The organism is Coleofasciculus sp. G3-WIS-01 (assembly GCF_040223135.1).
In the GTDB taxonomy this organism is placed as follows: domain Bacteria; phylum Cyanobacteriota; class Cyanobacteriia; order Cyanobacteriales; family Coleofasciculaceae; genus Coleofasciculus.
In genome coordinates this window covers 39628-60804 of record NZ_JAVJZI010000283.1, presented here as the reverse complement: position 1 = coordinate 60804, position 21177 = coordinate 39628, and the positions used below count along the sequence as shown (strand labels likewise).

Genomic DNA, 21177 nt, shown 5'->3' with positions numbered 1-21177 from the left:
AGGAAAAGCTAATCAGCCAGAGCGAATAATGCTCACCTAAGACGTGCGCGATCGCGAATCATCCAAGGGTCTGTTAGTAAGTAAAGCAGTAAACGGAAAAAGTCAAGCAAAATTCATTTTTCTTCAGAAATAACCATCTGATGAGCGGGCTAAGTTGCTTGCAGTTCATCCGTTTTGATGTTAAAACATTCAACCCTAGAACCTTGGTCTCTTGTTTCATTGATAATTCAGATAGTCTATCGATGGCGACGGTTATTGATTTGTCTCAAGCCATCTCTAGAGAAATTCGACTACAGCCATTGCTCTCAACCTTAATCCAGATAGCCTTTGAGATGACAGATGCTCAAAGCGTTACCCTGATTTTGCAAAAGCCGGAGCGTTTAGTCATAGCGGCTAGGGGGGTAAGGGGTACGAACCCAATCATTTTGCCCCTGACTCCCATCGAATCCAGCCCAGAGATTTCCCTGGCGCTGGTTGAATATGTTTGGCATCATCCCGACATTTTAGTCGTTTGTGATGATACGACAGACGTTACACGATGGTCAACGATCGCACTGAACCCTCAAAACCATACCCTCGATCCTAACGTTGGGTCAAAACTCAACACTCAACACTCAACACTTCCCCAATTGAGTGTATTATGTGCGCCGTTAACAGTGGGTGACCAGAAAATTGGTATTCTTTACCTAGAAAATAATCAAACCAGAGACGCATTTACGGGCGATCGCGTAGCGATTGTCCAACTCCTGTGTATCCAGGCTGCATCTGCACTACAGAATGCTCAAGCCTACGAACACCTCGAAGACTATTCACGCACTCTGGAGAACACTGTAAAACAGCAAAAGCAGCAGTTACACCACAGTGAATCCCGCTATCGTGCCATTATTGAGGATCAAAGCGAACTAACTTGTCGTTACGGCGCTGATGGCAGACTCACCTTTGTTAACGAAGTCTATTGTCGCTATTTTAGTAAAACACCAGAACAACTCATTGGATACCGCTTTTCCCCTCTGATCCACCCAGAAGATAAACCCCTGCTAGAAGCCTTTATCGCCCGGTTGACTCCAGATAACCCTGTAGGTACAGTCGAACACCGTGTCATTCTAGAGAGTGGTGAGATTCGCTGGCAACAATGGAGCGATCGCGCTATCTTTGACGATCAAGGTCGATTACTGGAATTCCATGGGGTGGGACGGGATATTACCGATTGTAAATTAACCGAACAACGACTGCGCCACAGTGAAGCTCGACTCAATGCGATCATCTCCAGTACCTCCGACGGGATTATGATTGTCGATAGGCAAGGTCAAGTTCGTTTCACCAACCCAGCCGCCGCCAACCTGTTAAATCAGGATGTGGAGGAATTACTCAACTATAACTTTGGACTGCCTATTGGTATACATCAAACCACAGAATTGGGAATTGTTCGCGCCGATGGAAAACTCACTTTTGCTGAAATGAGTGTAGTTGAAACCGAATGGGAAGGTGAATCCGTTTTTGAGATTTGCTTACGTGATGTCACCGAACGTCAACGGACGGAAGCCGCATTACGGGAAAGTGAAGAACGCTTCCGGGCAATTTTTGAACAAGCCGCCGTGGGAATTGCCCTGGGGACACCATCGGGACAGTTAATTCGGGTCAATCAACGATTTTGTGACTTGGTAGGATACGAGGAGTCGGAATTATTACAGCTTAGTTTCCCCGCCATTACTCATCCTGATGACCGAGCCGCAGAACTCAATGATTTAACTCAATTATTAACAGGTCAACGTTCCACTTATTCTAGAGAAAAACGCTTTATCCGTAAAGATGGTCAATGGCAATGGGTGAATCTTGCTGTATCCCTAGTGCGAACCTGGATGGATACCCCCAATTACATTATTGGCGTGGTTGAGGATATCCAACAGCGCAAGCAAACGGAAGCCGCCCTACAACAGGCTTTAGATGCAGCAGAAGCGGCTAACCGTGGCAAAAGCGAGTTCTTGGCAAATATGAGTCATGAACTCCGTACTCCCCTCAATGCCATCCTGGGCTTTACCCAACTCATGGCAAGGGATGCTTCTCTCAATCAAAATCAGCAGGATTATTTGGGCATTATTACCCGTTCGGGTGAACATTTGCTGGATTTGATCAATAATGTCCTGAATATGTCCAAAATTGAGGCGGGTAGGATTTCCCTGTCAGAAAGTAGCTTTGATCTCTACAGTTTGGTTGATTCTATTGCGGAAATGTTGCGCCTGAAAGCCCTATCTAAAGGGTTACAGCTTATGGTTGAGCGAACTGCCAATGTGCCTCGCTATGGGATTGCAGATGAGGGAAAATTGCGGCAGATTTTGATTAACTTAGTGGGTAATGCGGTTAAATTTACGTCACAAGGTAAGGTGATCTTGCGCGTGCAAGGGATATCCGATACGATGACCCCACCAACGAATATCAATGCTCAATCCTGTCTGTTTTTTGAAGTCGAAGATACCGGGGTGGGTATTCGTGCTGATGAACTTGCTACCCTGTTTCAAGCCTTTGTGCAAACCAATACGGGTCAGCAATCGCACTCGGGAACGGGTTTAGGTTTAGCCATTAGTCGTCGGTTTGTGCAATTGATGGGTGGGGAAATTACCATTAACAGCACTCCAGGTCAAGGCACTTTGGTAAAATTTGATATACCCATCGGCATCGTTCCCCAAGATCAGATTCCTAACCAACCCTTAAGTCGGCAGGTGATTGGTATCGCACCTAACCAACCCAACTATCGCATTTTAGTGGTAGAAGATCAATGGGCAAATCGCAAACCCCTGGTTAAGTTTCTGGAATCCTTAGGATTAGACGTGCAAGAAGCCGAGAATGGTCAAGTTGCTGTTGCTCGCTGGGAACATTGGCAACCTCATCTGATTTGGTTAGATATGCGAATGCCTGTGATGGATGGGTATGAAACCACTAAAATGATTAAATCTCATCCTCAGGGAAAGACAACCGTGATTATTGCCTTAACCGCTAGCGCTTTTGATGAAGAACGAACGGCTATTTTAGCAGCAGGTTGTGATGATTTTGTCGCCAAGCCCTTCCGCACTGACGCGATTTTAGAGAAAATGGCACAACACTTAGGTATCCGTTATTGTTATGACGATTCTCCCCCACCCTCATCCGATGTCGATACATCGCTATTAACCTCTGAGGATTTCCGGGTGATGCCGACGAATTGGATTACTCAGTTGCACCAAGCCGCCATCCAGCTTAATAGTAAACAGATTATTCAGCTAATCGAACAAATACCTCCAGAACAGACGTTACTCACGAAGGCATTAACCGATTTAGTTAATAACTTTCGTTGTGATGTCATTATGGATATAGCGCAAAAGGCTATCTCCTGATCAACACCTCCCGTTTTTCTGACATTGTAGAGACGGGACAGACCACAATACAATACAGCTTGGATAAACTCTAATTTATTTTCTGCTCCCAGACGCGCCATGGCACGTCTCTACTGGTTCCAGACGCGCCATGGCACGTCTGGAACAACCCCTGCTCCCCCCTTGGCAGTCAGACTTGCTTATGAACAGTTATCAGCCAAAGACATCAAAAGGAATTATTTTAATTGTTGATGATACACCCGATAGCTTACGTCTTTTGGAAGCCGCACTGACAAGGTATGGGTATGAAGTTCGCAGTACAGTTAACGGTGCCATGGCATTAACGGCGGCAAAAGCGGTAGCACCTGATCTGATTTTGTTGGACATTTTAATGCCCGATATGAATGGCTATGATGTTTGCTCAGCCCTGAAAGCTTCGCCCGTTACTCGTGATATTCCGATCATTTTTATTAGCGCCTTAGATGAAGTCTTTGATAAAGTCAAAGCCTTTACCTTGGGAGGGGCTGACTATATTACTAAACCCTTTCAATTTGAAGAAGTTTTGGCGCGTGTGGATCATCAACTGACGATTCGCCAACTCACCCAGGATTTGGAGCAACGAGTCGATGCACGAACGGCTCAATTAAAACAAACCCTACAGGACTTACAACAAGCCCAAGTTCAGCTTGTACAGATTGAGAAAATGGCAACACTGGGTCAATTGGTAGCCGCCGTTGCCCATGAAATTAACAATCCTGTGGGGTTTATTAATGGAAATCTCAGTTGTGCTAAGGACTATACTCAAGATCTGATTTCTCTGCTGCGTCTGTATCAAGAAAAGTTTCCTCATTCCGGCACTGAAATTGAGCAAAAAAGTCAGGATATTGAACTCGATTATCTGATTGAGGATCTGCCTAATATTCTATCTTCAATGAAACAGGGGGTTGACCGTCTCTTTCAGCTTAGCAACTCTTTGCGAACATTTTCTCGCTTGGATGCTCATCATAAGGTAAATTTCAACGTCCATGATGGAATTGAGAGTACGCTGTTGATTTTAAAACACCGAATTAAGGCAAATGATAAACGTTCAGCCCTTAAGGTGATTAAAAACTACGGCAATTTACCGCCTATCGACTGTTATCCTGGGCAACTGAATCAAGTTTTTATGAATATCATCGCTAATGCTATTGATGCCTTAGATGAATTACAGGTAAAAAAGTTGGAGGAATTGAATCAAGATTATCTGCCTCACATTAAAATTGACACCGATATTCAAGAAGATAAAGAAGTCGTGATTATTCGGATTAGCGATAATGGGATAGGCATGTCAACTCAGGTAAAAGACTGTATATTTGATAACTTTTTTACCACCAAACCTGTGGGTAAAGGAACGGGTTTAGGCTTGTCTATTGCGCGTCAGATTGTGGTCGAAAAGCATGGAGGTTCCCTAGATTTTAGTTCTACACTAGGGGAAGGAACAGAGTTTGTGATTGAGTTGCCCATTTGACATCCTCACCAAACCCCTACGACGAACGAACTGACTCCGGGAAGCGACGACTCAATACGGGTAACACAGGACAAGGTTTTTTCATCTGCAAGTTATCCGAGGCTTGACCACTAAATGTATTCCAGCGAAAGGGTCCTTTGTGCGCCGCCGACATCCATAACAGTCGCTTTGCCCGTGTCATTGCTACGTATAATAAACGATATTCTTCTGCGGTTTTAAGCTGTCCCGCTTTCTCCCAGGCTTCCATGGCTGTGGGTAGGGGGAAATCATGCAAACTTGCCCGAATTTGCGCCCGGGCGACTTCGGCTAGGGTAAAATCCCCTAAAAACTGTGCCGCCGTGGGTACCCAAGGATTACCGGGAATGGTGTCTTCATGGAGAAAGGGGAGAAATACATAGTCCCAATCTAATCCCTTGGCTTTATGCATGGTAATAATGGTTAGTTGACGGTGACGTAAATAGCGAGAGTCGGCGTTTTCGGTTTCTACGGGTTCAAACCGTTCCGAGGAAACAATTTCACTCAATGCGGCTAAGGTAGCAGACATGGCGCTGCTGCTGTAGGTTTGTTTGACGACTCGTTCGGCTAATTTATCGGTTGTGGCGAGTTCGGATTGGTCGTACTGTAAGGTGAGGGCTAAAAAGGAAATAAGCTGGTAATGGGGTAATTCTAGACGCGCCCTTAATAGACTGCGACAGTATCTGGCGGCTTGAAGCACTCCAGGGGATTGAGTGGGGTCAAGGGGTCCAGGATAGAGGAATTGTTCGGGGTAGGTGGCGAGGGCGTTTAAGTCTTGGGTGGGAATGAGTTGGCGTTTAACTAGAACTTCTAATGCCGCTTTTAGGTAATCGGGAGAATGGGGACGGTCGATAAATTGCAATAATGCCAGTATTTCTATGGGAATGTGTGAGTGGCGATCGCTCCCCTGTACATCATACACCTCAATCCCATGCTGGCGTTTGAGATAGTCGAGTTTCTGGGCGATAAAATTCCCTTGGCGATTTTCCCGCACTAATACCGCCGCGTTATGTTTGGGGTTGCGGGTGAATAAGTCTATCACCCGTTGTCCCAAAAGTTCTACGGTTTGATAAATATCACTGGGGGTATAAATTTCTAACCCTCGTCCCTCTGGCTGAGGATTGGCATCGGTTTGTGGGTCATTAGGGGGTACGGTACGGATGGTTTGGGGACGAAAGGGACGAGTGGATTCATCCTCTTTTTGAGTATAGGTTTGATTCACCCAATTTAAGATAAAATTAGCGGCATCAATAATAATAGGTGTACTGCGACCCGCTTGATCCATGGTAGCAAGGCGCTGCTGCTCCTGACATTCGGTACAAAAGCGATTAAAATATATTGGGTCTGCGGGAGTAAAGGTGGAGTTAATCGCTTGATTTGGGTCACCCACCCGGATTAAATTGAGGGGTGTGTAAGGATTAGTCGGATCAGCAGCTAGGGTTTGTAGTAAGCGATATTGCAAAGGACTGGAATCCTGTGCCTCGTCTTCAAATACGGCAAAAAATTGCTGTTGCCAGAGTTGGCGCACCGTGTTATCTTCTAGCACTCGCAACGCTGCTAGAATCATATCATCATAATCAATAAAGTCTCGCGATCGCGCCACCCGTTGATATTGTTCGTATAATCCCGCCGCGATCGCTAAAATGCCATAAGGATCATTGGTTTGTTGACTGATTCCCCATAAGTCTTCGGGTAATAGTCCCGAACTTTTGGCTTCGTGAATTACCGTATATGCCAAAGACGGTAACACTTCGGTTCGCAATACCGATTGTCGCCGCAATCGTTCCGTCTCTTCCCCATCAAACGTTATCCCTTCCAACAAAATAGAATAGCGACGCGGATTGGCAGCAATCCACTGTTCCACACAAGCACGAATTAAGCGGTGGGTTTGATTGGGGGTGACAACTGTCAGCGTATCTAAATTAATCCCCGATAAATCAGGATGCCGATTGGCAATATTTAGGGCTAACCCATGAAGAGTATACACCACAAAACTATTTTGGGGTAAGCGTAGGGACTTGAGATCCTTACGAATTTTAGCTTTAATCGAAGCCTTAATTGAAGCCGCTGCCGATCGCGTAAACGTGACCACGACCAATTGTCGTTTACCATGGAGTTGATATCGCGCGATCGCAATTGCTGCCGCGACTGCCATTCCCGTAGACTTTCCTGCACCCGGTACCGCCGACACCGCCAGAGTTCCCCCCTGCCAATCTGCCATCGGTTGTTGTCCTTGGCGTAAGCTGTTCCGCAGGCGTTGCAATTCCTGCTCTCTGAAGGCAGTTAGGGACAGTGGTAAGGTATTTTGACTGGTGTTGGGATGATCTGGCATTGTTTAGGGAAAAAGTGATAAGTATTGAATCTTTTTTCTGAAGGTTTTCGAGTTGTGCAGCAAGCCCTAACCATCAAGATATTGAACTCCACAACCTGATAAAGCTAGTAAAAAATTAAAAGATAAATTTCATCTTTCTCTTACCTTTTTACTTTTTACTTAACAGACGATCCGCCTCTTGTCTGATTTATTACCCCTTGTGTTCAGATATCAAAATACCCCTGAAACACATCTCCCGTAATAATTGGAACTGGAAACACGTCTACCAATGCCAATAAATCTCGATCGCCCGTAACCAGATACTCCGCATGACCCACCGTTGCTAACCATAAAAAAGGAACATCCTTTGGATCTCGACAATCTGGAACAACAGGTAGTGGCTCAGGGATTTCAACACGCTCACAAAACGGTAAATACTCATCCAGTAAGATTTGCTGTTCGCTATGAGAGAGCTTAAATTTTGGGTAGTTCAACACTCGGCGAATTTCGCCCTCTGTCACCTCAGAAATAAGTGGGATAGCCCATTGCTGGCTCCAGACTTGCCGCATCCAAGATAATCGTCCTTTTTTAAACACTAACGCAGACAGCACCGTATTCGTATCGAAAACAACTCGCATCACCATAGCTCAGAGTCTTGGCGTACCCAGGCGACTGCATCTGTAATATCTTCCTCCGTAATCTCTAAAGCCTCTAACTTATCTCGTACTCGATCGGCTGTCACCGTTTTAGGAATCGGACGAAAAGACTCCTTCAATTTATTCATCCAATCCATTGGAATCACCCCCTCATACTGTAAACGACCCACTATGATCCCTGGATGAATACCAAGCTGTTCGGCAAACTCTACCACTGCCTGTTTCGATTTTAGGCTTGCCAATTGTGCATCATACTCTGGCGGAATCAAAAACTCTTTTGCCCATTGATCGGCTTCTGTTTCCTGCTGCGACTCCAGCTTGTCTCCTCCATCCAACTCATCCAAAAAAATCTCTTTCTTTCCATGCAACAAAATGTGTGCTGCCTCGTGAAAGAATGTAAACCAGAAGCGATCATTGGTTTTGCCGTAGAGCGAAAGCTGAATCAGTGCCTTATGAGGATTCAACCAGCGAGCCACCCCACTCGTATGTGCCCGTGGAATCGCTGGAACTAAAAAGAACACAACTCCTGCATCCCAGCAAAGCTGACGCATCTGAGGCATGAATTCTTCCGGAGACAATAACGTGAGTTGCCGAATTGCTTGAACCGCACTCTTAAACTTGGCTTTGTTGTATTTGGGACAGTTCAATCCTTCCGCCTCAATTTCTCCCCGGCGTAACCAGGCTGAAATTGCCCCCACATCACTTTGCTCAGTCCGAGTACGGCGGAAAGCCGCCTCCATGCTGGCGTAGTAGTTTCGCCATTCCTCCGGTGAGGCTACCCCGAAAAAACGGAGCAACTCCCGGACAATAGCAGGCTTAGTCTTGGCATTTCTGCGCTGTTTTTGGATCACCCCTTGATCCATCAGTTCCTTAACTGGTAATTCATCTAACCAAGAAACCCACTTCTGACAATCCATTTCTGCTTCTTGTTGAGCAAGTTTGGCACGGTACTGTGCCTCCCGGTGCAACCAAAAACCTGCAGTACTACCTAGGACATTTTCTAACTTAAGCGCTGTTTCCTCCGTAATCGGCGCTTTGCCGTTGATCAGTAAACTAACGTGCTTGGTGGTGTAACCTAGACGCTTTGCTAGATCCGCCTGACTCCACTCTCGTTCCTCGATTAAATCAGCAATCGTATCTCCAGGGGGCGAGATCCAATCCGGCGTAAAAGTTTGTAAGACTTCAGTCATGATAATCCCCTATCCAAATAATGCGGACTCGTGTTACTTGACTCCAATCAATGCCACCGTCCTCTTTTCGGGGCACTGGGTCGTGATCTGGCTCAAACACTAAACGCTTTGGCTGCACTAGATCCACAGCATACTGCCCTGCTCGGTCTCCTTTTAAAGGATGAGGACGACCCGCACGCAGTTCAATCACTGCTGAAGCTGCCATTAAGTCACCTAATCGGGCTTTTAACTTCCGAGCCATCTGTTTGCCCAACTTACGCTGAGCCAATTTCTCCTGTTCACACAGGGCTTTTAATTCCTTGTCCTTAAAATCAATTTCCATAAGAGTTTACAAAATAAAGTTTACCATATTAGTAAATATTTTACCACATCGGTAAACTTTATTTCTGGAGTTGAAGGGAGGCGAGCATTTCCACTGGGTTATCCATCTTGCCCGACACGGAATTTTGACAGAGTGTTGAAAGCCTTATTCTACGGTTAATCCAGGTTGTATGCTCCTTTGAGCAATTGTGGTGAGAAATCCGGGTAGAGCCAATCATTGAGAAACTATTTGATTACGCTTGGGGAGATGTTAACGCTAAGCATGAAAAAAATAATCGCACTCCCTTACATCTGGTACCACCCTTGCATCGTACAGGATTACAGGAGATTGCCTTATTTTTAGTCAATTCAGGGGCTGATATTTAATGATCTAGATTTTAATGGTGATACTCCGCTGCATAAAGCCATCAGAAATAACTGGTCGAAATTAGTTGTGCAGTTACTTGCTAGAGGCGCAGAGGTTAATGTTATAAATTTTGACAGTGAAACTACCCTACAACTTGCTCAAGAAAACTATATCAAACAATTACTCTAAGATTACGGTGCGATGCCCTAGCTATTCATCCTAATGTGTAACTGAGATTTATCTCCATAATTCATTAACTAGCTGGATAATAAGGGTAACTTTAGTCGCTTTTGTGTTGGCTGTTCGTAATGCCATTCTGTTGTTGATAAAAAATCCAGAATACTTTGAGCAATAGCCTTAGATGCTAAGTAAGGAACCCCATTGCCAATTGTTTTAAACATATTTGTCAGTGACATGTCATCGGGAAGGACAAAGTTTTTCGGTAACGATTGTATAGCCAGCGTTTCCGCAACAGATAAACGACGCGCTTTATAAGGATGTAAGTGAACTTCGTTATTTCCGTAACAAGCTGTCGGGGAATAACGCCATCGGTGAAGACGTTTGTAAGACTTTCGTGAATCATCTCCCTCCGCCACCGAAAGAAATCGCTTGAGTCCCGCTCTCGGTTTAAAATGATGTTTAGCATTGGGATGGTTAAGTACATCGTTTTTCCGAAACCAATATTCAACCGTTAGTTCCTGAATAATATCATTAGAGCAAGGGCGGTGTGAATTTTCCTGAAAGGGATCAGTTGCAGCCCAAGGACAAGCGAAAATCCTTGGCTTAGGATATACAATAGAAGTCATCCAGGGAAAAACACCTTCAGGCATAAATTGGGCAGTTGGCGATAGTCCTATATCTTTGACTAAACTTCGATGAAATCCGAGTAGGATAATCCTCTCCCTATCTTGAGGAACGCCGTATTCTATCGCGTTAATTAGACGCTCTGTTAATAGATAGCCAGCTCGATTTAGCTGATCTTTTAGCTGTTCAAAAAAAAGACGGTGTTTTTTAGTTTTCCACAATCCTTTAACATTCTCAAAGAGAAAAAAATCCGGTTGATATTGGCAAATTAATTTAACATAAGCAGCCGAAAGTTTACCATTATCACCATCTTTCCCTCGGTTTTTCCCTCCAACTGAGAAGTCGGGACAGGGAGGACCACCAATGAAACCAATAATGTCTGTAGATTTGCGAGCATCCTGGATTAAATACCAGAGATTTAAGGCTTGTTCACCTTCTATCAGTTGCTCAACATCTCCAGCTTCGGCATAATGGCATCCGTATTCGGGTAATGGCAGATTCAGAACTTGTCTAGAGTAACGGTAAGCTTCTACATAGGAGGGATTAATTTCATTCACATATACGATATCAAAACCACTGGCTTCAAAGCCTAAATCAAGAAATCCAATTCCCGAAAAGAAAGAGAAAAGTTTTGGTCTAAGGCTCATTTATTAACTATAAAGGATAGAAATATTATACCACTTTAGATAATCCAGAATGAGTTACTTATGTCAGGGCGCGGGGAAAGTTGAAGTTCTTGCTCAAGGAAATCCAGGTAGTGGCGTGGCACACCTTAATTGGTGGATTAGAATTGTAGGGGCGCACGGCGTGCGCCCATCAAACCGTCAAATCTATTCCAGCATTTTAGCTGTGTCACACCAGTAGGGTAGTTTGTGGGAGCATTCTCCTATTTTAAGACGCGATCGCACTCTTATCTTATCCCTACCTTAACCTTTTGATGGGTCAGTATGTGGATATTTTTAAGGTCAGTTAAAGGGTAAGGATTACCGAGTTCCCTGCCGACGCTGGTTTCTATGTAACCCTTGTCCAGGTGAGTCAGCCCTGAGAGCGGCTTACTTGACTTGGCGGGCATTTTTTAAAGCTGAATGAATCATACTTTAAGTATAGTTGTATTGACTTGACATTAAACTTAATGTTAAATAAGATAAAAGGCTTTATGATGAGAATGAGTCATCAGGAACATTTAAGGGATTAGATAGGGAGGCTGGCAATGGCATTTTTGCCGTATTTACACCTAGATTATTTACACCTAGAGAGCAGTCACGCTGTTGTGCCACAGGGAGGGACAACAGTAATTTTCAAACTTTTAAGATGATAGGCAGTAGTAGCAGGAGATTTTCGATGAGCAACAAAACCAAAATTGTCAAAGAAACCTTTGGAAGTCCTAACCAAGAGGGCTACTATAGTGGGGCTTATATCTTCAGTGACGGCACAGCGGAGTTTGTCTGTGGATACCAAGCTCCTACTGGCAAGAGCAACGGTAGCGAAGAATACTATAACGTAATGCCAGCCACCCCTCAACAGGTCTACGCCAAATATGGAAAATCTGAAGAAAGTGCTTGATTAGCCATCGATACTTAAAGAGGCGACTATTTTGTCTTTCCTGAATAGCTGAAAAATCTAACCCAAAATGAGCAACCCAGCATAGAGAATTGCCCCCAAAGCAAATGCCCAAAAGCGACTTTGCCGTTCTTCTGGTAGTTCTTCTTTAATCACATTGAGAATAATTCCCCCACCTAGAAAGGCAAACAGTACGGCTAGGGCGGCTTGAGATATTTCCGTGGCTTGTCCAATCGCCCAACCGCACAAAATCGCACCAGCTAAAACCCAGCGCCCGATGCGGTGATAAGCGTCTTGGTGATGCTCCCGTAATCCGTAGTCATTAACAAAAAAGTGCAAAGCCATGGCGATAAAAAAGAATAAGAGACTCTCTAATCCCGGTTCCTCGCGATGAATGAGTAGGTAACCAATTAAAAGGTTATAAAGGGAAAATGAACCAATGTGTAACCAAAATATCCCTTGAGAGAGTAGATTTCCAAGCTTGTGCTGATTTTGCCGATACAGTTTAACCAGATGTTCTAAGCCATAGAATACTGTTAATCCCAGAAGCGCAACTAAATAAACATGGCTTTCCAAAAATGCGAGGGCAAATCCTTCTGTCTGCTCAATGGTTCGTTGTCCCTGATTAAGTTCTGGCAATAAATGCACAAAAACATAAGCCACCGATGCTCCCCCGGCAAATGATAACCACTGACTGCGAGGAATCGCATCAAGAAAGCGCATTTTTCCACCCAATAGATGAACAAGGGCTAGGAGTATGGCGAAGATTAACGAGAGCAGCGTGGTTAATGATGAGTTTAACACCAAAGATTGTGCGATCGCGAATACGCGAATAGTAGATAGGAAAAGCAGGGATTGTAGAGACGCGCCATGGCGCGTCTGGAAGCAGGGATTGTAGAGACGCGCCATGGCGCGTCTGGAAGCTTCCTTCATCGGAAAGATGTTATTGCAGAAGGCTCTAGGGCACAAAAGGTGTCAACCCCCCTCAAAGCCTTACCAATGACAAAGGACAAATGACAAATTTTATTCCCAGGCGTCGAGGTCTATGGCTTTTGAGCCGCCTCTGTCTAGCTGTGCTAAAAGTTTACCCAACTGATACCACACTAACCAACCAATGAATAGAGTTAGGGGTAGGGAGATGGTGTAAGCCAAGAATGTGGGAAAGCTAAAAATTTCTAGCCCAGCCGCCAGAAATACGCAAATTCCGGCGGAAATTCCCAGGAATGGGATGAGTAAGGGGAATCCTTGCATTTGAGCCAGACTGCGTGAGGAACGGTTCTTTGCCCATTCCTGCACCTTTTGTTTCAGCGTGGCTTCAAAGGCTGCACCACAGGTAATCCCAGCCAGTAAACCCATCACTAACAATAAATAAGGCGGTTCCTGAAAATAATACACAAGGCACTCCCAGCTTATAAGTCTAATATAGCCAGATTGTACACTGCTCAAGGGGTGACAATAAAGCTAAAAAAGAGACTGGGTGTCGGCTTTGAGGTGTGGGCTGTGGGGTGTGTTACCTGAAGGGTACCTTTATTCGGCGCAATTCATTCACAATTTTTTCACCTTTTAAAGTTAGAATAAATATTTTTTTTGGTTTTATAATCTTTGCTGATCAAGCAAATTAATATTTATTAAATTTTCCCAGATTTGATTAAGGAATTTGCTAAATTGAATAATAAATTCATGATTATGATCAAGAAAAGATTCTTTTATCTTAACGATTAAAACTCAAACTTGAAGGGTCAAAGTCTCAATTAGTTTGGGAGGAATATGAACCAGCGAGTCAAAGCAAAACTCCAACAAGAAATACGGGATCTGCGCGATCGCTTACAGCAGGCTGAGGCGAAGTTGCAGGCGCTCAGGGGTGAAGAATTTACAGTGATTCAGGAATTTGGTGATAGTACAGGCGATCGCAAATCCACTGAAGACAGATTACGTCAACATCAGCAACACCTGCAATATCTCCTCACCTCCAGCCCTGCGGTGATTTTTAGCACCCAACCTCATCCGAATTACAAGCTGACATACATTAGTGAAAATGTCGCCAATGTTTTGGGTTACGCCGCACAGGAATTTTTGAACGGGTCTCATTTATGGTTAAATCATATTCATCCTGAGGATCTTAACTCAATTCTCCAGCAATTACCCCAAAAATTAGCACAGGGAAATTACTCCTTTGAATACCGTTTTCTCCATGGTGATGGCACGTATCACTGGCTATGCGATGAAGGGAAACTGATTCAGGATGAAATGGGCAACCCGATTGAGGTTGTGGGTTATTGCGTGGATATCAGCGATCGCAAACAAACAGAGTTAGCTTTGAGTCGCAGCCGAGAATTAAAAGAAGCGATTTTTAATGAATCAACCGATGCTCTATTTTTAGTGAATCCAGAAACCGGATTAACCATCGACTGTAATCAACCTGCCGTTAATTTATTTGAAGCCGCGAGTGAAGCTGAACTGATTAATATTGAAGGGCATACTCTACAAAAATACCGATTCACCCTAGAAGAGTTAAACAGCATCAATCAAGCCATTAATCAGTACGGGGTTTGGAGTAAAGAAGTTGAATATATCACCAAAAAAGGCAGATGCTTCTGGGGAAACTTAGCGGTGAAGCGAATCCAGGTAACTGACAGCGCCTTAAATTTAGTCCGGGTTACTGACATCACCAACCGCAAGGAAGCGGAAAAAGAGCTAAATCTACAGGCTGTGATTACTAAAAATATGGCAGAAGGCATTTGTTTGGTTAGTGTGACTGAGGGGCAGATTGTTTATGCGAATCCTAAGTTTGAGCAGATGTTTGGGTATGACAAAGGTGAACTCACTGGAAAGTCGGTATCTATTATCAATTACGAGGATGATGAAATCAGTGCGGAAGAGGTGAAAAGGATTATTAGCCATAACGTGATGCAAAAGGGTGAATATACCTACCAAATCCAGAATGTTAAGAAAGATGGCACACCTTTCTGGTGTCAAGCCACAACATCACTATTTGAGCATCCTGATTATGGCACCGTACTTGTCGCCGTTCAACAAGATATCACCGTGCAAAAACAAGCTAAAGAACAACTCAAAGCCTCCCTGAAAGAAAAAGAAGTCTTGCTCAAGGAAATTCATCACCGGGTTAAGAATAATTTGCAAATTGTCAGTAGTTTGCTACAAATGCAGTCGCGGCGGACTAAAGATCAAGAGGTGGCGTTGGTGTTGCAGGATAGTCAAAATCGCATTGCTTCTATTGCTTTGGTTCATGAAAAATTATATCGTTCAGAGAATTTATCCCAGATTGATTTTGCCCAATATGTTCCCGATTTAATTACCCATCTGTTTGATTCTTATAACATCAGTTCCAGTCAAGTTCGTATTGCCTATCAGGTTGAGGATATTGCGCTGGCTATTGATACGGCGATTCCCTGTGGTTTAATTTTGAATGAATTGGTTTCTAATTCGCTCAAATATGCATTTACAGAGAATCTTAAAGGAGAAATTAATATTGAATTTAAGCGCAATTGTGATCACCGGATCACTCTGATTGTCCGTGATAATGGTGTGGGGATACCTAAATCCTTTGATATTGAAACAACAACCTCATTAGGCTTGACACTGGTTTGGGGATTAGTTGAGCAGCTCGATGGAACCTTGGAACTCAACTGTGATTCGGGGACGGAATTTAAAATCATTTTTGCCAGTCAAGTTAAAAGTAGAAAATAAATAAGATAAAAACGAAAAAAAAGGATAAGTCAATTATGTTTAGTAGACATCCCCCCACCCCTAGATTAAAGAAAGCAATGAAAATTCTCGTGGTTGAAGATGAGAGAATTATCGCGATTAATCTCAAAGAAAGTTTAGAATCTCTGGGATATAAAGTCCCCGCGATCGCGGCGTCGGGAGAAAAGGCGATTGACAAAGCCACAGAGTTCCATCCCGATTTAGTTTTGATGGATATTTGGCTTAAAGGTAATATCGATGGAATTGAAGCGGCGCAGCAAATATGGGAACGCCTGAAAATTCCCACGATTTATGTTACCGGACATTCAGATCAGAGTACTGTAGAACGGGCAAAAATAACCGCTCCCTTTGGTTATATCCTCAAACCCGTCAAAGAACAAGCCCTTTACGTAGCCATTGAAACCGCATTACAGCGATATGAACGAGAGCAATTACTCAGCGCCATCCTCAAAGGGATTGGAGATGGGGTGATTGTTACGGATAAAGACTGTCGGGTTCAGTTTCTCAATCATAAGGCGGAATCGTTAACCGGTTGGCAATTAGCTGACGCCAGGGATCGGGAATTAACTGAAGTATTTAATATTATCGATGAACAAACCCAGCAGCCTGTTGGTGATGTGATTACAGGGGTACTGGAAAAAGACACCATCATTTATCTGGAAGAGCGGATTTTGTTGATCCCCAAACAGGGAAAGGCGATCCCAATTGCGGATAGCATTGCTCCGATTAAAAATAACGACGGTGCGATCGCGGGTGCGGTTTTGGTGTTTCGAGATGCGACGCAACAGCGCTTAGCCCAGGAACAGAATCAAGCCATGGAACGCGCCCGACAATTAGAGTATGACCTGGTGGAACTGCAATGTCTAGATCAGTTACAAAATGACGGTTTAGGTACGATATCTGGAGAATTGTCCACACCTTTATCCACGATTAAGTTGGCGGTGCGGATGCTGGAAACTATCCTGGATCAACAGAGTTTATTAAGTTCACAAATCCGTGCTGATTCGACAACAATGGCTCGTTACTGGGCGATTTTGCAACAGCAGTGTAACCCGAGACTCAAGCTAGTTAATGATTTGCTGGATATGCAAAGGATTGACGCTCAGGCTTATCCTCTAGAGCTAACATCAATTCGATTCCCAGACTGGATTTATGAGCATGTTGCGCCGTTTCAAGCCTGGGCGACGTTTCAGCAGCAACGTTTGTCTGTTGATATTGCTCCAGATTTGCCACCCCTGGTTTCAGAGTTGTCGAGTCTGACCCGGATCTTGACAGAATTGCTAAATAATGCATTTAACTATACGCCAGCCGGGGAGGAAATTGCGGTAACGGTGCGAGGGGAATGTAGAGACGCGCCATGGCGCGTCTGGGGAGATGGGGATGTAGGGGCGGGTTTTACAGATAACCTATGGCGAGAAACTGATAACTTAACTAAACCCGCCCTTCTAGAGTCAGATAGGGGAATTACCTCAACACTCAACTCTCAATTTACTGTCGAGATTCAGGTGAGTAATTCTGGCGTGGAAATTCCCCCAGAGGAACGGGCGAAAATATTTGACCCATTCTATCGCATTCCCAGTCCCTATCCCTGGAAACCGGGGGGAACGGGTTTGGGGTTAACCGTGGTGAAAAAACTGGTACATCGACTCCAGGGCGAGATTGAGGTTACCAGCGATCGCGACGGGACAATGTTCACAATTTTTGTACCAACTTTACAATCTCAGGGGATGGAGGTGGATCATGATCATGATCAGTGAAGAATGTTTATCTGAAACTGACACAGCAACGATGACTAGAATTCTGGTTGTGGAAGATGAGAGAATTATTGCTCTCAACCTGAAGGAAAATTTAGAATCTTTAGGTTATACAGTAGTGGAAATCGCCGCTTCTGGGGAAAAAGCCGTGACTAAAGCCAGGGAACTGTATCCCGATTTAGTATTAATGGATATCTGGTTACAGGGGGACATGGATGGAATTTCTGCGGCGCAACAAATTTGGGATGAGTTGCAAATCCCGGTGATTTATTTAACTGGACATTCCGATAAAATTACCTTGGAAAGGGCAAAGGTAACGGCGCCCTTTGGTTATATTCTAAAACCAGTGAATGAACGGCAATTATCGGTTGCGATTGAAATTGCCTTACAGCGCTATGAACGCGAGCAATTTTTGAGTGCGGTGTTGCGGGGAATTGGGGATGGGGTAATTTTGGTGGATCAAGATTGTCGGATTCAGTTTCTAAATCGGGTGGCGGAATCCCTAACCGGATGGGAATTTGCTGATGCCAAAAATCGGGAGTTGACAGAGGTGTTTAATATTATTGATTCACAAACCCAGCATCCTGTCAATAACCCCGTTACTCTGGCGTTAGAACAGGATAGAATCGTTTATCTCACCGATGATATTCTCCTGATTACCAAAAATGGTACACCCCTACCGATCGCAGACAGCGCCGCGCCAATTCGGGATAACCAGGGGAACCTAGCGGGGGCGGTATTGGTGTTCCAAGATATTAGCGATCGCAAGCAAGCCGAAGCCGCACTGCGCCAACAGTTAGCCAGGGAACAACAACTCAACCAGTTCCAACGGCAATTTATTCACACCGTTTCCCATGAATATCGCACACCCCTCTCAATTATTCAAGCCTCAACCTTCCTGATTGAAGCCAATGATTCATCGGTACAATCTGAGAAAAATCGGCTGAATTGCCAGCGAATTAAACAGGCGGTTAAATATATGGTGGGATTGCTGGAAGATGTGTTAACCTTTGGGCAAGCTGAGGCGGGTCAACTTATCCTTGATCCGGCGCCTTTGGATTTAAAACTATTCTGTCAACAGATTATTGAAGAATACAGCCTGATTGCGAGTAATCGATCAGAAATTAAATGGCTCAGTTGCGGTCAAGGTCAAACCGCTTATCTGGACAAAAAAATTCTGCAACTGATTGTAAGAAATTTACTCACAAACGCCCTGAAATATTCTCCCGAACAGAGTCCTGTTTATCTAAGTTTCACCTGTGAAGATGACCGACTGATTGTTGAGGTCAAAGATAAAGGAATTGGCATTCCTTTAGCGGATCAACCCCATATCTTTAATGCATTCCGGCGAGCCAGCAATGCTGGGACTGTCCGAGGATCGGGTATGGGATTAGCAATTGTGAAGAAGGCAGTTGATTTACATGGGGGAACTATATCGGTTGAGAGTTCTTTGGGTGTTGGTACTACATTTACGGTTACGTTACCGTTTTCCAGACTATCGATTTAGTCATTCAATGATTTAATTTGGTTCTTTTTTACCGCCAAGTATAAGGATATACTTGTGCTGTTCCCTGTCACCCTTGTCAGTTATTTATCATGAAAAAAATATCCAGAGAAATTTCTCAAAGACTAACTAAAATACTCGTGGTTGAAGATGAGATAATTATTGCGACAAACCTGAAAGAACAGTTAGAAACCTTTGGGTATTGTGTTGGCGCGATCGCGACATCGGGAGAGAAGGCGGTGGACATGGCGACAGCACTGTGCCCTGATTTAGTGTTGATGGATATTCACCTCCAGGGAGACATGGATGGAATTGAAGCGGCACAGCTTATTTGGGAGCGTTTGTCCATTCCAGTTATATATGTTACCGGACATTCTGATCCGAGTACATTGGAACGAGTCAAAGTATCTTGTCCCTTTGGCTATATTCTAAAGCCAATTAAAGAACGGGAATTATTTATTGCCATTGATATTGCCTTACATCGCTATGCTAGAGAGCAACTCCTCACCGCCATTTTGCGAGAAATGGGGGATGGGGTAATTTTTATCGATGATCAATGTCGCATCCGTTTTCTCAACGGAGTGGCGCAGACGTTGACAGGGTGGCAGTTTTCTGAGGCAATAGAACAGGAATTAACGGAAGTTTTTCAAGTCGTTGATGCACAGGAAAGACAATCAGTTAACCTACCGATCGACTTAGCGATCCAAAACAAGTTTACTGCGGCTATCCCCAGTCATAGTGTATTAATTTCTCGGCAAAATAGAATGATTCCCATTGGCGGGAGTGTAACGCCAATTCGCGATAAAACCGATAATCTGATTGGCACAGTATTTGTTTTTCAAGACATCAGCAGTTCGACGCAATTAGAGAAAGCAAAAGGCGACTTAGAACAGACGTTAACGGCGTTAAAAACGACCCAATTTCAACTCATTCAATCCGAGAAATTATCCAGCGTAGGGCGCATGGCGACGGCATTAATCCAGGAATTCAATAATCCGATTACCTGGATTTGTGGGAATATTGTCCTCGGTCGGTCTTATTTCCGCGATATGTTAAACCTGCTGCAACTTTATCAGCAAGCTTATCCTGAGCCGACGCCAGACATTCAGCAGTTACGGGAGCGGATTGATTTAGAGTTTATTGCCCAAGATTGGCAAAAAATGTTTAATTCGATTCAGATGGGCGCCGAACGTCTGATGGATGTGACGCTATCTCTGCAAGCGCTGCGGAATTTTTCGACATTGGATGAACTGGATCAAAAGAGTTTTGATATTAATGAAACAATTGATTCGACATTATTTTTGATGCAGCATCGGCTCAAGTCCCAAGGAAAAAAGGCAGAGATTCAGGTGATCAAAAACTATAGTCAATTGCCATTCTTTAGGGGTTATGCCAGTCAGTTGCATCAGGTGTTGATCCATCTGTTGAATAATGCCATTGATGCGATAGAAGTGAAGGATGTACCGGGTATCATTAGAATAGAGACAAACGTTATTCATCATCAAGTTTCATTCCCATCCGTCGGGGAATTCGTCGGGGAATTCGTCGGGGAATCCGTCGGGAAATCCGTCGGGAAATCCGTAGGGGCGAAGCATTCGCGCCCGGATGTATCGGAGTTTTACCCAAATCTCAACGCGAATGCTTCGCCCAACCCCACATCAAACGATGCGGATGTATCGAATTTCTATCCAAATCTCAACGCGAATGCTTCGCCCAACCCCACATCAAACGATGCAGATGGATCGAATTTCTATCCAAATCCCAACGCGAATGCTTCGCCCAACCCCACATCAAACGATGCAGATGTATCGGAATTTTACCCAAATCCCAACGCGAATGCTTCGCCCAACCCCACATCAAACATCAAAAATTCTTCAATCCCCAATCCCCCAACACAAGACGTTGTAATTATTCGCATTACCGATAATGGCTGTGGGATGAGTGAGGAGGTACAAAGACAACTCTTTGACCCATTTTTCACGACAAAACCTGTGGGGACAGCCGTAGGATTAGGATTATCGGTTAGCTATAAAATTGTGGTTGAGAAACATGGCGGGAAAATCCGGTGTCATTCAGTCGAGGGTGAGGGAACAACGTTTGAAATTGAGTTACCTGTTATTAGTTATTAGTCATTCG

General features: G+C 44.2%; 16 protein-coding genes. 9 read left to right on the top strand and 7 right to left on the bottom strand.

Annotated features, from left to right (window positions below; all coding sequences use genetic code 11):
* Positions 1-242: 242 nt before the first annotated feature.
* Together RIM23_RS30395 and RIM23_RS30390 are read left to right on the top strand one after the other, a co-directional pair.
* Positions 243-3368 carry a PAS domain S-box protein gene (locus tag RIM23_RS30395; protein WP_446372188.1) on the top strand — a complete coding sequence of 1042 codons (3126 nt, stop codon included), beginning with the start codon at positions 243-245 and terminating at the stop codon, positions 3366-3368.
* Between the two features lie 181 nt (positions 3369-3549).
* Positions 3550-4854, top strand: a complete 1305-nt coding sequence (locus RIM23_RS30390) for a sensor histidine kinase (RefSeq protein ID WP_446372206.1) — start codon at positions 3550-3552, stop codon at positions 4852-4854.
* A gap of 16 nt (positions 4855-4870) precedes the next feature.
* On the opposite strand, the gene RIM23_RS30385 is transcribed toward RIM23_RS30390, so the two are convergent.
* From RIM23_RS30385 to RIM23_RS30370, 4 genes are all read right to left on the bottom strand, one after another.
* A complete protein-coding gene (locus tag RIM23_RS30385; RefSeq protein ID WP_446372186.1) occupies positions 4871-7201 on the bottom strand; it encodes an ATP-dependent helicase in 2331 nt (776 codons plus the stop codon).
* Between the two features lie 203 nt (positions 7202-7404).
* Positions 7405-7821 (bottom strand): putative toxin-antitoxin system toxin component, PIN family, encoded by a 417-nt coding sequence (locus tag RIM23_RS30380; protein ID WP_446372204.1) that lies wholly within the window; start codon positions 7819-7821, stop codon positions 7405-7407.
* Positions 7818-9026, bottom strand: coding sequence for a helix-turn-helix domain-containing protein (locus RIM23_RS30375; protein ID WP_446372184.1), 1209 nt, complete (start codon positions 9024-9026; stop codon positions 7818-7820). The genes RIM23_RS30380 and RIM23_RS30375 overlap by 4 nt, the downstream gene beginning before the upstream one ends.
* Positions 9019-9348, bottom strand: a complete 330-nt coding sequence (locus RIM23_RS30370; RefSeq protein ID WP_446372182.1) for a type II toxin-antitoxin system RelE/ParE family toxin — start codon at positions 9346-9348, stop codon at positions 9019-9021. The genes RIM23_RS30375 and RIM23_RS30370 overlap by 8 nt, the downstream gene beginning before the upstream one ends.
* Positions 9349-9693: 345 nt before the next feature.
* Between RIM23_RS30370 and RIM23_RS30365 the strand changes: the two genes are divergently transcribed.
* The gene (locus RIM23_RS30365; protein WP_446372202.1) at positions 9694-9882 is read left to right on the top strand and encodes an ankyrin repeat domain-containing protein; all 189 of its coding nucleotides are present in this window, start codon (positions 9694-9696) and stop codon (positions 9880-9882) included.
* Between the two features lie 68 nt (positions 9883-9950).
* Here the strand turns inward: RIM23_RS30365 and RIM23_RS30360 are convergent, their stop codons facing one another.
* Positions 9951-11144, bottom strand: coding sequence for a DNA cytosine methyltransferase (locus RIM23_RS30360; protein WP_446372180.1), 1194 nt, complete (start codon positions 11142-11144; stop codon positions 9951-9953).
* A gap of 49 nt (positions 11145-11193) precedes the next feature.
* On the opposite strand from RIM23_RS30360, the gene RIM23_RS30355 reads away from it, so the two are divergent.
* Both RIM23_RS30355 and RIM23_RS30350 read left to right on the top strand, forming a co-directional pair.
* Positions 11194-11361, top strand: a complete 168-nt coding sequence (locus tag RIM23_RS30355; protein WP_446372178.1) for a hypothetical protein — start codon at positions 11194-11196, stop codon at positions 11359-11361.
* 477 nt (positions 11362-11838) lie between these two features.
* Complete coding sequence (locus RIM23_RS30350) at positions 11839-12060, top strand: hypothetical protein (RefSeq protein WP_446335345.1); 222 nt, start codon at positions 11839-11841, stop codon at positions 12058-12060.
* A gap of 57 nt (positions 12061-12117) precedes the next feature.
* On the opposite strand, the gene RIM23_RS30345 is transcribed toward RIM23_RS30350, so the two are convergent.
* Positions 12118-12966 (bottom strand): hypothetical protein, encoded by an 849-nt coding sequence (locus tag RIM23_RS30345; RefSeq protein WP_446372176.1) that lies wholly within the window; start codon positions 12964-12966, stop codon positions 12118-12120.
* 114 nt (positions 12967-13080) lie between these two features.
* Positions 13081-13452, bottom strand: a complete 372-nt coding sequence (locus RIM23_RS30340; RefSeq protein WP_446360249.1) for a hypothetical protein — start codon at positions 13450-13452, stop codon at positions 13081-13083.
* A 372-nt stretch (positions 13453-13824) separates the two neighbouring features.
* On the opposite strand from RIM23_RS30340, the gene RIM23_RS30335 reads away from it, so the two are divergent.
* From RIM23_RS30335 to RIM23_RS30320, 4 genes are all read left to right on the top strand, one after another.
* On the top strand, positions 13825-15765 hold the full coding sequence (locus RIM23_RS30335) for a PAS domain S-box protein (RefSeq protein ID WP_446372174.1): 1941 nt from the start codon (positions 13825-13827) through the stop codon (positions 15763-15765).
* A 77-nt stretch (positions 15766-15842) separates the two neighbouring features.
* Positions 15843-17540 (top strand): response regulator, encoded by a 1698-nt coding sequence (locus RIM23_RS30330; protein ID WP_446372172.1) that lies wholly within the window; start codon positions 15843-15845, stop codon positions 17538-17540.
* A 31-nt stretch (positions 17541-17571) separates the two neighbouring features.
* Entirely contained in the window at positions 17572-19044 is a 1473-nt protein-coding gene (locus tag RIM23_RS30325) for an ATP-binding protein (protein WP_446372170.1), read from the top strand.
* Between the two features lie 89 nt (positions 19045-19133).
* Positions 19134-21170 carry an ATP-binding protein gene (locus tag RIM23_RS30320; RefSeq protein WP_446372168.1) on the top strand — a complete coding sequence of 679 codons (2037 nt, stop codon included), beginning with the start codon at positions 19134-19136 and terminating at the stop codon, positions 21168-21170.
* The last annotated feature ends 7 nt before the right edge of the window (positions 21171-21177 follow it).